1 protein-coding gene is annotated in these 229 nt (G+C 51.5%); it reads right to left on the bottom strand.

What is annotated here, in order from left to right:
* The coding region (locus TZ48_RS24260; RefSeq protein WP_162674719.1) for a hypothetical protein at window positions 1-229 on the bottom strand (229 nt) is incomplete at both ends.

The raw sequence follows: 229 nt of genomic DNA, 5'->3' as shown, positions 1-229 counted from the left end.
CTTGTCATTATCAAGGATGCTGCCTGTCGCATCCACACCATCCACCGACAAGGTGTAAGTCTCGGTTGGCTCAACCAGTTCATCATCCACCGTTGGCAAGATAATGTCGAACGTCGTCACACCGACTGGTACATTGAGGTTGCCATCCACCAGGGTCACGTTGTTAGTGAAGCTGATGCTGGCGGTGTCCACATCAACCGATTCAGGCAACGTTAGTGGGTATTCCACT

Source organism: Vibrio variabilis (genome assembly GCF_003263785.1).
Classification (GTDB): Bacteria; Pseudomonadota; Gammaproteobacteria; order Enterobacterales; family Vibrionaceae; genus Vibrio; species Vibrio variabilis.
Note: the sequence above shows the minus strand (reverse complement) of the source record. Positions and strands in the feature narration are given on the sequence as shown.